Below are 12,816 nucleotides of genomic sequence, written 5' to 3'. Positions count from 1 at the left end.
TTGCCACTGGGCTAGCGGGCTGTGCCGGGTCTGGCACGTCTACCGAGCGTGTTCCTACGCCCAGCAGCTCGAGCCAAATCAGTGGCAATTGGATTGAAGTACAGCGTGGCGATACGTTAGGACAGCTAGCCGCAAGGGCCAGCGTCCCACTGGAACGTCTTGAACGTTTTAACCCCGGTGTGTCTGCACAGAATTTAAGCGCGGGGCAGCGCCTGCTGATACCTACTCAGCAAGAGCGCGCTCCTTCAGGCGGCCCCTACCGCTACCAAATCCGAGCAGGCGATACCTACTCCAGTATCGCACGTCATTTTGGTACTACCTCTGGGCGCTTACAGAGCGCCAACCCCAGCACCCCGGCAACGGCGCTGCGGGTTGGTCAAATCGTCAGCGTGCCCCTTGGTAGTAGTGCAAGCAGCGGAAGCAGCAGTGCTAGCCGCCCAGCAGCTGCTCCATCGACACCAGCGCCAAGCGCCAGCTTGCCCGCCTCGGCACGCCGCTGGCCATGGCCATTAGAGGACTACCGTATCGTTCGGCGCTTTGGTGCAGATAGCCGTGGCACGCTACAACCGATGCTGCTAGCCACCCAAGAAGGCGCAAACGCTAAAGCAGTGGCCCCGGGCGAGGTACGCTTCGCCGACGGCATGCGGCAACTCGGTGACGTGGTGATCGTTCACCATGCGGATAATCTTCAAACGGTCTATGCCTTATGCGCACGCATTCTTGTCCGAGTCGGACAACAGGTCAGCACGGGTGATCCACTTTGTGAAATCGGACAAAGCAGCTCGACCCAGCGCTATGACCTACTGTTCGACCTCCGCCAAGGTGGCAAACCTATCGACCCGCGCCAAGTATTAAGGTAGCCCTACAATAGTCGCTGTGACGAAAAAGCCCCTGAATGTCAGGGGCTTTTTTACGCTATATTAGCAGCTAACCGCTTACTTTATCCGCGATAGTAACCAGGCTTAATAAAGGGGGGCGCAGTCACCACCATGGGGAGCTGCTTGCCGCGCACCAGCGCATAAACAACGCTTTCAGCCGCTTCCCATTCACGCTTTACGTATCCAAGTGCCACTGGCTTGCCTACGCTTGGCCCAAAGCCTCCCGACGTGACCACGCCAATCTCGTTACCCGCTTCATCTACTAACACGCTTCCTTCACGCACCGGCGCGCGCCCTTCTGCCACCAAACCGACCCGCTTACGCACATGGTCTTTAGCATCCACCTGATGGAGAATTAAATCGGCGCCCGGGAAGCCAGCAGAACGCTCGCCTCCGTGACGCCGCGGCTTGCCAATGGCCCAAATAAGCCCGGCTTCTACTGGGGTCGTCTCAAGACCCATATCATGCCCATAGAGGCACAATCCCGCTTCTAAACGCAGTGAATCACGCGCGCCTAAACCAATGGCTTCAACCTCAGGCTCTGCAAGCAACTGTTCGGCAAGTGCTTCACACCCCTCACGGGAGACGGAAATTTCAAAGCCATCTTCACCGGTATAACCACTGCGGCTGATCCATACGTCCTGCCCCGCCAAGGTGAACCGGCCATGCTGCATAAATGTCAGCTCACAGGCTTCTGGGCAGAGACGCGCCATCACATCGCGAGCTTCTGGCCCTTGTAACGCCAACAGCCCCCGATCGAGCACTTCGATCTCATGGGTGGCGCCTAAATTGGTACGCAAATGGGCAATGTCCTGGTCTTTACAGGCGGCGTTAACCACAAGATAAAAGTGGTCTCCTGCATTGACCGCCATCAAGTCATCAATAATGCCGCCGTCAGTGCTGGTGAAAAGCCCATAGCGCTGCTCGCCTTTCTTCAACCCTACCAAATCCGCCGGTATTAACGTCTCTAACGCTTTCGCAACATCTTTACCGGATACCAGAATCTGCCCCATGTGAGAAACATCAAACAAGCCACACCGCTGGCGAGTATGCTCATGCTCTTTCTTAACGCCTAACGGATACTGCACCGGCATATCATAGCCAGCAAAGGGCGCCATTTTAGCGCCAAGCTTGGTGTGCAACGCATGGAGCGGCGTATGGTTAAGGTTAGTCATGGGGTTTCCTCGGTCGAAAAAAGAAACGGGAAGCCAGTAGTTGGCTTCCCGGCTCTATAGCTGTTTATACAGCATAGCGAGTCATTACATCCGTATGACGCGCTAAACGCTATTTATCATGATCCAGCGCTTCACCAGGCAGCACTTCTTTACCGGCAAAGTAATCCTTGGTGAGCTTAAAGACCACAGGCGATAGCAGTGCCAGGGCGATCAAGTTCGGGATAGCCATCAAGGCATTAAATGTATCGGCCATTAGCCAGATAAAGCCCAACTGCGCGATAGCGCCCAGCGGAATGGCTAATACGAATAACACGCGGTATAGCATAATAGAACGTGTACCGAACAGGAACTGGCAGCACTTCTCGCCATAGAAAGACCAGCCAAGAATAGTGGTAAACGCAAAGACAGCCAACGCCACCGCGACAATCTGGTTACCAAAACCTGGTAGCGCCGCATCAAATGAAAGCGCGGTCAGCGATGCACCTGCTTCCCCCTCAATCCACACGGTAGACGTCAAGATGACCAGGGCCGTGATCGTACAAACAATAATGGTATCGATAAACGTACCCAGCATTGCGATCAAACCTTGGCGCACTGGGTTTTTGGTCTTAGCCGCCGCGTGAGCTATAGGTGCGCTACCCAGGCCCGCTTCGTTAGAGAAAATACCCCGTGCCACACCAAAGCGGATAGCGGCCATGACGGCTGCCCCTGCAAAACCACCAGCAGCGGCAATAGGATTGAAGGCATAGTAGAAAATCAGCCCAAACGCATCACCAATTTGGCTAGCGTTAACCATTAGCACCAGCAAACCCGCAATCACGTATGCAATACCCATGATCGGCACAAGCTTGCCGGCCACTTTTGCAATGCGCTTGATGCCCCCCAGGATAACCGCCCCGGCAAGCACCATAATGATGATGCCCGTAAGCCAGTGCGGCACACCAAAGCTTGCATCCATGGCGTCAGCCACAGAGTTAGACTGTACGGTATTGCCGATACCAAACGCCGCAACCGCACCAAAAAAGGCGAATAACCCACCTAGCCAAAGCCACTTTTTACCCAGGCCGTTCTTGATATAGAACATGGGGCCGCCCACATGGTGGCCGGTACTGTCGGTTTCACGGTAGCGAACCGCCAGTACAGCTTCGGCAAACTTTGTCGCCATACCGACTAACGCCGTAATCCACATCCAAAACACAGCGCCCGGGCCACCTAAGGCAATGGCCGTGGCCACCCCTGCAATATTACCCGTGCCAATAGTGGCGGATAGCGCCGTCATTAGCGCATTGAAAGGTGAAATTTCGCCATGATCGCTGGCTTTTTCAGGCGCTTTCTCACCAGGCGCGGCTTTTTTAGGCTTAGGGTCCCGCCCTTGCCACATCAGCTTGAAGCCAACGCCTAGCTTACGAATCGGCATGAGTTTCAAACCAATCTGTAGGTAAATACCTACCCCTAACAGCAAAATCAGCATTAACGGCCCCCAAACTACACCGTTAATTGCCCCTAGGAGGCTAGTTAATGTCTCCACGCGTATCTCCTTACCCTGTCGTTAGCTCAATTATTATGGGTGTCAGGCAACTGTCTGCCCGTCTTATGAACCGGATGTCAGTCATCAAACGCTTTGTTATTGCACGGCGTTGGCCGTATAGAGCGCATGATCTGCATGTTTTACACCATTTACCCAGGAAATATCCATGGTGATATCGTCTTTAGGCAGAGAAAGTATCTCCATCAGCAATTATAGCCAGTGTGCATTCCCTTCCTAACCTTGCGCCGCCGCTCGTTTTCCCGCAGCTTAACCATGTCCTTCTCAAGAAATTTGTTTCCGATAAGAAACACGGTACCATAAGCAAAAATTGACCTCTGCTAGCACGGCCTACGGTCGCCAAGGCGGCTCACAAACGCTAGTATGCTCTCGTCCAGACAACCGTTTCGTATAGGGAATCACCATGAGCAATCTTCCTGCTAATCTTCGTTACGCTAAAAGTCACGAATGGGTGCTTGATCACCAAGACGGCACCGTGACAATCGGCATCACTGACCACGCTCAAGAAGCGCTGGGTGATGTGGTTTTTGTGGAGCTACCCGAGGTAGGCCAAGAACTCAGCAAAGGCAAAGAGTTTGGGGTTATTGAGTCGGTTAAAGCCGCCTCCGACCTTTACTCACCGGTCGATGGCGAAGTTATCGAGATCAACGACGCCCTTGAAGATGCGCCTGAAACAGTCAACGATGCGCCCTATGAAGGCGGCTGGATGATGAAGGTGCGCGTAACTGGTCAAGCCCTTGACGACTTGTTAGACGCAAACGCCTACCAAGCGACAATTAACGCAGACGATTAATCACCATTAAGCCTGCTCATTAAGGCTGGGGCAGGCTTATTACCGAATAGCCTTGGTTGAATACCCCTGCTCGGTTTTCTCATAACGTCCGGAAGCTACCCATGTCTTTTGAATCACGCCGCTTGGCCGAACTGGCCGACCACGATGCTTTTATCAAACGTCATAACGGGCCCAGCCCCGACGATGTCGCTAGCATGTTAGAAGCGCTTAATATGCAGCGCATGGAAGACCTTATTGAGCAAACCGTGCCCAGCGATATTCGCCTTGGTCGCGAACTTGCACTGGATGACCCTCGCAGTGAAGCAGAAGCCCTTGACTATCTAAGCCAGCTAGCACGCCAAAATCGGGTGGCTAAAAGCTATATTGGCCAAGGCTACTATGGCACGCACATGCCCGCGGTTATTCAGCGTAATGTGTTGGAAAACCCAGGCTGGTATACCGCCTACACCCCCTATCAGCCGGAAATTTCCCAAGGCCGTTTAGAAGGTCTGCTTAACTTCCAGCAAGTTATTATGGATTTAACCGGCATGGAGCTTGCTAACGCATCCCTGCTGGATGAAGCGACTGCCGCCGCCGAAGCCATGGCGCTTTGTAAACGCAGCAACAAAAAGAGCAAGTCCAACGCCTTTTTTGTGGCAGACGACCTCTTTCCACAAACGCTGGACGTCGTTAAAACCCGTGCCGAATTCTTTGGCTTTGAACTCATCAGTGGGCCAGCCGCCTCACTAGCCGAACACGACGTTTTTGGTGCGCTAGTTCAATATCCCTCGGCCAGCGGAGAGGTTACCGACCTGGGCCCCATGCTAGAAGCTGCCCAAGCGCGCGGCATTATGACCTGTGTAGCTACTGACCTATTGAGCCTAGTACTGCTTAAAGAGCCGGGTGCCATGGGTGCCGATATTGTGGTGGGTAGCTCCCAGCGCTTTGGCGTTCCCATGGGCTTTGGTGGCCCCCACGCCGCTTTTTTTGCGACATCAGACAAGCTAAAACGCTCGATTCCTGGTCGAATTATCGGCGTATCGAAAGATAGCCGGGGCAACACAGCGCTGCGCATGGCGATGCAAACCCGCGAACAGCACATCCGTCGCGAGAAAGCGACATCCAACATTTGTACCGCCCAAGCGCTGCTGGCCAACATCGCGGGCTTCTACGCGACCTATCACGGTGCAGAAGGGTTACGCAAAATTGCGGGCCGCGTAAATCGCTTAACCACCCTGCTAGCAGAAGGTCTCAAGCAGGCAGGCGTTATGCTAGCTCACGACAGCTGGTTCGATACGCTGCGCTTGACCCAAGTGGATGCGGGCAAAATTCATGGCCGTGCCATGACCCACGACATCAACCTGCACTATTTCGCTAACGGCGATGTCGGCATTAGTCTGGATGAGACGACGACTGCCCACGATGTAGCAGCCCTGTTTGATGTGTTGCTCGGCGACGAGCATAGCCTTTCCGTGGCCGCGCTAGACGAGAAGGTGGTGAAGGATGGCATCAGCGGCATTCCGGCCGCGTACCAGCGCCAAAGCAACTTTTTAGAGCACCCGACGTTCAAACGTTATCGCAGTGAAACTGAGATGCTGCGCTACCTAAAACGTCTTGAGAACAAGGACCTCTCGCTGGCTCACGCCATGATCCCGCTGGGTTCATGCACTATGAAACTCAATGCTACCAGCGAGATGATACCTGTATCCTGGCCTGCGTTTGCGCATCTTCACCCATTTGCCCCCCGTGACCAGGTCGCGGGCTATCATCAAATGATTGATGAACTTGCCGCTTTCCTGGTAGAAGTGACCGGTTACGACCACATCTCCATGCAACCAAACTCAGGCGCACAAGGCGAATACGCTGGCCTGCTCGCCATCCGTCGCTATCAAGCTGCCCAAGGCGAAGCTCACCGCGATGTGTGTTTGATTCCAAGCTCCGCCCACGGTACTAACCCTGCCTCTGCGGCCATGCTTAGCATGGAAGTTGTCGTGGTCGAGTGCGATCAAAACGGCAACATCGATCTCGCCGACTTAACCAACAAAGCCGAGCAGTACAGCGAACGCCTCTCTGCGGTGATGATTACTTACCCCTCGACTCATGGGGTGTTTGAATCTCACGTGCGCAGCGTATGCGAGGTAGTCCACAAACACGGCGGCCAGGTATACGTTGACGGCGCCAACATGAACGCCCAGGTTGGCCTTACTCGCCCCGGTGATTTTGGTGGTGATGTATCGCATCTCAACCTGCATAAAACGTTCTGTATTCCCCACGGCGGCGGTGGCCCCGGCATGGGTCCCATTGGTGTGAAAGCACACCTGGCGCCTTTTGTATCTAACCACGTGGTGACGCCTATTAATGGGGTCAACCCGGAAAGCGGCGCCGTCTCTGCTGCGGCGTTTGGCAGTGCGTCCATCCTACCCATCTCTTGGGCCTACATTAAAATGATGGGCGCCCGTGGCTTGCGGGAAGCTACTGAGCTTGCCATCTTAAATGCCAACTATATTGCCAAGCGGCTGGAAGAGGCCTACCCGATTCTCTACCGCGGCCAAAATGGCACGGTGGCGCATGAATGCATTATCGACATTCGCCCCCTCAAGAGCGCTTCAGGCATTAGCGAAGAGGATATCGCCAAACGCCTAATGGACTACGGCTTCCACGCGCCCACCATGTCGTTCCCGGTTCCGGGCACGCTGATGATCGAGCCAACAGAGTCGGAGTCACTGTACGAAATAGATCGTTTCTGCGATGCCATGATCGCGATTCGTGAGGAGATCGCTGCAGTAGAGCGAGGCGACTGGCCGCTGGATAATAATCCGCTGGTGAATGCTCCACACACACAGGCAGACGTGATGGATAGTAACTGGCAGCGACCCTACGACCGAAAGCTAGGCGCCTTCCCCACGCAGGCAGTCGCCGCATCTAAATACTGGCCCTCCGTTAACCGCGTAGACAACGTGTTTGGTGACCGCCAGTTAATTTGCTCGTGCCCTAGCATTGATGAGTATCGCCAGTAATATCATGGCGATGTTAAAACGTGAGATGTAAAGCGTGAGAGACAAAACGTAAGCTTAACGCCTCTGGCACCGCTAATCCGGCGCCAGAGGCGTTTTTTCTTGCATACGCTGGTCGTGAAAACCGTTCAGCAATTTTTCATACCGCTTGGGTAGCACCGAGTCTTGGCGATGCAGCAGGTAAAGCACTTCGCTGATGGCATGTGGCAACGCTAATGCCTTCACCTGACGCTGCCAAGGGGACGTTTCTAGCACTAAGCGGGAAACAACGGTAAAGCCCAACCCCCGCGCCACAGCATCCAGCACCATGCTGACTTCATTGGTAAACCCCTGGTGGCGGAAGTGCGTCATGGAGCGAAACTCGTCAGGGTAATTAGCCTTCAGCAACGCATTGGCGTGGTTAATGCCGTCGTAGTAATTGAGAAAGCCTATCCCCATCAAATCAGAAAGGGTGCTGCCCGCAAAATCAGCCGGCACAACTAAGCAAAGCGGCTCTTTATGCCAAAGGGTGCAGGTGAGATCCGGGTGGTTGACCTGCTCAGTAACGATACCAATATCGTAGCGCCCTTCTAGCAGGTCATTAACAATTTCGTGGTTAAACGCAAAGCTATAGTTAACGGTCAAGTTAGGATGCATCTGCTGCTGACCGAGAATGTAAGGGTAAAACATCAGCCCCACACTCCCAGGCGATGCAATACGGCAATCACCGCTATCTAAGGAGTCGTCATCTAGACCGTGGCGGAACTGCTCATGTTCAGCAAACAGCTTTAGCGCATAGTCGTAGACGCGTCGGCCCGTCTCAGTGAGCGTAAAACTCCTGCCCTTTCGTTCCAGCAGTGTTTTATTAAGGTAAATTTCCAGCTTGCGAATATGCTGGCTAACCCCTGGCTGAGTCATTTCCAAACGGCGCGCCGTCCGTGTGAAACTTCCGGTTTCCACCAACGTAATAAATGTCCGAAAATACACGGCATTAAACATAATGAAGCGCCATCTTATTGAGTCATCGTCTGCTCTTAACGAGACCATAGAGTAGCACAACTCGGCTACCTACTGAGCGCACCACGAGCGCTACTGAACCGTCTGTAACAGCGTGATAGTATGCACATTGTGATCACCAACATCAGGGAAAGCCATCATAATGACGCACCAGCCAGTGCCCCGCGCCACGATCTCCAGCATCATATCTCCTGAAGGGAGTCTTGAAGTTCTCTCTCAGCATGAAGTCAATCGTCTTAAAAGCACCTCTAAAAGCGGTTTGCACGATTTGCTCCGGCGCTGCGCTCTGGCGGTGCTTAACTGCGGCAGTCCCACCGACGATAGCTTAGCCATTTTAGAAGCTTACAAAGACTTCGATATTGAGGTGCTACAGCAAGACCGAGGCATTCGGCTGAAATTAACTAACGCGCCCGCTGAAGCTTTTGTAGATGGCCGTATGATCCGCGGTATTCGCGAACACTTATCGTCCGTTATTCGCGATATCGTCTACGTCTATAATGAAATCCAGCACCACAATCGCTTTGACCTTAATACTGGCGAAGGCACCACCAACGCGGTGTTTCACATTTTGCGCAAGGCTGGCACGTTAAAGCCCGGCCGCGACCCTAGCCTTGTGGTGTGCTGGGGCGGCCACTCCATTTCCAGGGAAGAGTACGAATACTCTAAAGATGTGGGCTACCACTTAGGGCTTCGCGATTTAGATATCTGCACCGGCTGCGGCCCTGGCGCCATGAAGGGCCCTATGAAAGGTGCTAACGTCGCTCACGCTAAGCAGCGTCGGAAAGATGGCCGTTATTTGGGCATTTCAGAACCGGGTATTATCGCCGCGGAAGCACCCAATCCCATCGTTAATGAACTCGTTGTGATGCCGGATATCGAGAAGCGGCTGGAAGCCTTCGTACGCCTTGGTCATGGCATTATTGTTTTTCCCGGCGGCGTAGGCACCGCAGAAGAGATTCTGTATTTGCTGGGCATTTTGCTTCACCCCACCAACGCGGACACCCCCTTCCCGCTTATTTTCACCGGTCCCGCCAATTCGGCGGCCTACTTTCAGAAAATCGACGAGTTTTTGGTTTACACCCTGGGTGAAGATATCCGCCGCTACTATACCATTATTATCGGCGACCCCACGGCGGTGGCACGTAAAATGCGTGACGGAATTGATGAAATTGCCGATTTCCGCCGTAAGCATCAAGATGCGTTTTACTACAACTGGCGCTTGACGATCGCCAGGGAGTTTCAGGCACCTTTTACCCCCACCCATGAAGCGATGCGCGCGCTAGCTCTGCACCGCCAGCAGCCAACTCATGAGCTAGCTGCCAATTTGCGGCGGGCGTTCTCGGGCATTGTGGCAGGCAATGTTAAAGAAGACGGCATTCGTGCTATTGAGGCCCACGGCCCCTTTGAGCTAACCGCCGAACCGGAACTAATGCAGCGATTAGACGAGCTACTCACCTCGTTTGTAGCCCAAGGCCGGATGAAGCTAGATGGCCAGCCCTACACGCCCTGCTATGTACTTAAATAGCCCTCCTCAAATAAACAGCGCAACGTATAGCGTATAAACACCGGCAGGCTTGCGCCAACGCTCCGCCTGCCTTTAAAGGAATGCACACGTGATTATTGCTCTGCTAACGCTGCTCGCGGCAGGGGTTATTAAAGGCGCTATTGGTTCTGGTGTGCCTGTCATCGTCATTCCTGTCCTGACGATGCTCTATGATGTAAAGCTGGCCATTGCGGTACTAGTGGCGCCCAATCTGTTCAGTAACGCGCTGCAGGTATGGCAGTACCGACGTCATCTTTTACCACTAAGGTTTTTAGCCGCGTTTTCAATCGCCGGTGGGCTGGGCATTATCATCGGCACTTGGGGACTAGTAGTGCTTTCGCCCACCCTGCTCTCGCTTGGAGTCGCAGGCGCTATTGTAATGTATCTGGCCATTAAGCTAGCTAGGCGTAAAATGGTAATGCCTTTTTCGCTGGCTAAGCGCATCGTTTTGCCAGTGGGCCTATTAGCCGGGGTGTTACAAGGCGCTGCGGGCATGTCAGCACCTGCATCAGTGACCTTTCTCAACGCCATGCGGTTAGAGCGCCAAGTGTTCATCGGCTCTATTTCCGTTTTCTTCGTGGCAATCACCTGCGTGCAAATACCCGCCCTATTAAGCGCGGGTATTTTAACCTTAGAACGCAGCGTATATAGCTTGGCTGCGTTACTGGTCATACTAGTGGCGATGCCCTTAGGGGCTAAGCTTGGTAAACGCCTGCCTCATCACCTATTCGATAACTTAATTATGCTGCTATTGGCAGGCATCGCATTAAAAATCATCGTTGATGCCACGCTGTAAGATAAAACCGCCTATGGGCAGAGGTGAAACCCACCAGGCAGAGTCGCCGTTAACCCGCTACACTGATGGACGTCATGAGCAGCACCGAGCGCTCACCGTGGAAAAGGAGAACCAGCATGGAAATGATTGACCAGCTAAGGGACGGCAAAACCAAGGCGTTTGCCAAGCACTGCTTTGAGAGCAACACCCCAGAAGAACTTAATGCCGCCGCCGAAGGGCCTGCCGACCAAGCACAAATGGAGCACTGGGGAATCACCGAAGGCCAATGGGAAGAGGCGGTTGCCACCGCATTGGCCGATCATAAAGCCCAAAGCAGTTGATAGACGCCCCCCCCAGAGCCCTGCTATCAGCAGGGCTTTTTCTATTCTGCATTCGCCACAGCCCACCGAGCTACCTACGTATTTAGAATACTCTCCCAACCTATTCCCCTAACGTCATTCGAAGTACTCTTAAGCCTTATGCGCTGCTTGGCTCCACAGCCTGCCATGCTAACCGATGGCAACAAAGACCTACTCCACACCAAGATAACAATTAATTAAAATTTATTTTTGCTAATATGATAGCGCGTTTATCTGATAATGTATTAAACACAATAAGCGCGCTGTAAGCCTAATGCGGCAATATTGCTAAGCCTACAGCTTTATCCATCAAGAGGCTGTCAAATGTCATTTCTTATTAAACATACCTGTGTCGGTATGGCCACTTTTAGCCTACTGGTTGCTGGCCCAAGTTTCGCAAGTACCGAACGCCTTGAGACTGAACTTACCGCCCTATTCGCCGATGGCGAACTGAGTATTGGTGATGTTTCTAAAGCAATGCTGCGTGATCGCTTTACCGCTGAGGACATTGTGTATGATTCTCCTGAAGGAGAGCGTCTTAAGATCGAACGCTATATCGTCATCGGTAACTACGACAACCCTGACGAAGTTCGCGTGGAAGGCATAAGGGTCGAAGATAGCCTCACAGAGCTACTGCTATTGAGTATGGATAGCGCGGTCTTTGGCGAGCCTGGCATGGCGGTTTTCAATGATGAGGCAATGCAGCAAGCGCCATTGAATATAGCAAGCCTTAGCATTGATAACTTTACCCTGGATCTTGATTCTGAGCTGGCCAGCGACATGCTATATGACCTTGGCATTCACCAGGCTCCCGGGCGTCTAGAAATTGCTGAAGTGCGTGGCAAAGCAATCTCAGCGGATGCACTAGGCATGCTCGAATTTAGCGGTGTTGCCATGCAGGGAGAGGACTTAGGAGACCTGGGCAGTGGCTCATTCATTATTGACCGAGTGCGCTTCGAAGACCTTCGCGGAATGCAAGGTGAACAAGAAGAGCACTTGGGTGCCATGTTGCTGGAAAACATGGCTATTGAGAGCGACGTTCTTGTTGCCACATTAGACCGCCTAAGGGTCGATGGTGATTTTAAGGACGGTGAAGGTGGTGTTTGGATAGAAGCACTTGAACTTGATCTTAATCGTATGATTGCCCTTGCCCCTCCCTCTGAACGTACCGAAATGCGCATGATCAGTAATGTATTGACCGATGGCAGTGGCAAACTTGTCCTTGATGCTCACTTTGCAGGACGCTGGGACGAGCAAGAGAGCCACAGCGTGCTGGGCGGAGATAGCCGTATAACGATACGCGATGCAATGGGCCTGAGCTTTAATTATGACTTGCCTGTCGTGCTACCCAAGAGTGCCACACCTATGGACGCTTTGCGGGATACTCGCCTGCTCGATGCCGCTACACTGCTAGGGGGTGATCTTGCATTAACGCTGAATGATGAAGGCCTTCTCAGCAGACTTGTTACATTAGGCGCGACGATGGAAGGCATTTCAGAGGCGCAACTTATTGAACAAGCACGGACGCAGGCAAAAGGCTTTGGCATGATGTTCGGCCCTGAAGCTCAATCCGTCATGATGGGTATGGTCGAGTTGCTTGAAGGCAGTGCTAGCCAGCTTATGCTGAACATCACACTGCCTGCTGAAAGCAACTTACAGACCTACGCTGAAGATCCACTGGGGCTGCCTGGCCAGCTCTCACTTCAAGTGGAAACACGCTGAAGCACGTCTTACCGAATCATACTCCTCGCCCAACAG

At 53.1% G+C, this 12,816-nt stretch carries 10 protein-coding genes; 7 read left to right on the top strand and 3 right to left on the bottom strand.

Annotated elements, in window-relative coordinates; genetic code table 11:
- Positions 1–92: 92 nt before the first annotated feature.
- Positions 93–860: a peptidase M23 gene (locus tag BB497_12180; protein ID AVI64349.1), complete on the top strand. Its 768-nt coding sequence runs from the start codon at positions 93–95 to the stop codon at positions 858–860.
- 80 nt (positions 861–940) lie between these two features.
- Here BB497_12180 and gcvT read toward each other — a convergent pair whose 3' ends face one another.
- On the bottom strand, positions 941–2,053 hold the full coding sequence (gene gcvT, locus BB497_12175; protein ID AVI63402.1) for a glycine cleavage system protein T: 1,113 nt from the start codon (positions 2,051–2,053) through the stop codon (positions 941–943).
- Between the two features lie 109 nt (positions 2,054–2,162).
- On the bottom strand, positions 2,163–3,581 hold the full coding sequence (locus tag BB497_12170; protein AVI63401.1) for a sodium:alanine symporter: 1,419 nt from the start codon (positions 3,579–3,581) through the stop codon (positions 2,163–2,165).
- Positions 3,582–4,002: 421 nt separating this feature from the next.
- Here BB497_12170 and BB497_12165 point away from each other — a divergent pair, with 421 nt between their 5' ends.
- Together BB497_12165 and BB497_12160 are read left to right on the top strand one after the other, a co-directional pair.
- Positions 4,003–4,392 carry a glycine cleavage system protein H gene (locus tag BB497_12165; GenBank protein AVI63400.1) on the top strand — a complete coding sequence of 130 codons (390 nt, stop codon included), beginning with the start codon at positions 4,003–4,005 and terminating at the stop codon, positions 4,390–4,392.
- A 101-nt stretch (positions 4,393–4,493) separates the two neighbouring features.
- A complete protein-coding gene (locus BB497_12160; protein ID AVI63399.1) occupies positions 4,494–7,388 on the top strand; it encodes a glycine dehydrogenase (aminomethyl-transferring) in 2,895 nt (964 codons plus the stop codon).
- A gap of 72 nt (positions 7,389–7,460) precedes the next feature.
- Here the strand turns inward: BB497_12160 and BB497_12155 are convergent, their stop codons facing one another.
- The gene (locus BB497_12155) at positions 7,461–8,363 is read right to left on the bottom strand and encodes a LysR family transcriptional regulator (GenBank protein AVI63398.1); all 903 of its coding nucleotides are present in this window, start codon (positions 8,361–8,363) and stop codon (positions 7,461–7,463) included.
- A gap of 160 nt (positions 8,364–8,523) precedes the next feature.
- On the opposite strand from BB497_12155, the gene BB497_12150 reads away from it, so the two are divergent.
- The 4 genes from BB497_12150 to BB497_12135 all read left to right on the top strand — a co-directional run bounded on the left by BB497_12150 (position 8,524) and on the right by BB497_12135 (position 12,780).
- Positions 8,524–9,906 (top strand): LOG family protein, encoded by a 1,383-nt coding sequence (locus tag BB497_12150; protein AVI63397.1) that lies wholly within the window; start codon positions 8,524–8,526, stop codon positions 9,904–9,906.
- Positions 9,907–9,994: 88 nt separating this feature from the next.
- On the top strand, positions 9,995–10,720 hold the full coding sequence (locus BB497_12145) for a hypothetical protein (GenBank protein ID AVI63396.1): 726 nt from the start codon (positions 9,995–9,997) through the stop codon (positions 10,718–10,720).
- A gap of 116 nt (positions 10,721–10,836) precedes the next feature.
- Positions 10,837–11,040 carry a hypothetical protein gene (locus BB497_12140; protein ID AVI63395.1) on the top strand — a complete coding sequence of 68 codons (204 nt, stop codon included), beginning with the start codon at positions 10,837–10,839 and terminating at the stop codon, positions 11,038–11,040.
- Positions 11,041–11,382: 342 nt separating this feature from the next.
- A complete protein-coding gene (locus BB497_12135) occupies positions 11,383–12,780 on the top strand; it encodes a hypothetical protein (protein AVI63394.1) in 1,398 nt (465 codons plus the stop codon).
- Positions 12,781–12,816 lie beyond the last annotated feature (36 nt).

It is taken from the genome of Halomonas sp. GFAJ-1, from assembly GCA_002966495.1.
In the GTDB taxonomy this organism is placed as follows: domain Bacteria; phylum Pseudomonadota; class Gammaproteobacteria; order Pseudomonadales; family Halomonadaceae; genus Vreelandella.
Note: the sequence above shows the minus strand (reverse complement) of the source record. Positions and strands in the feature narration are given on the sequence as shown.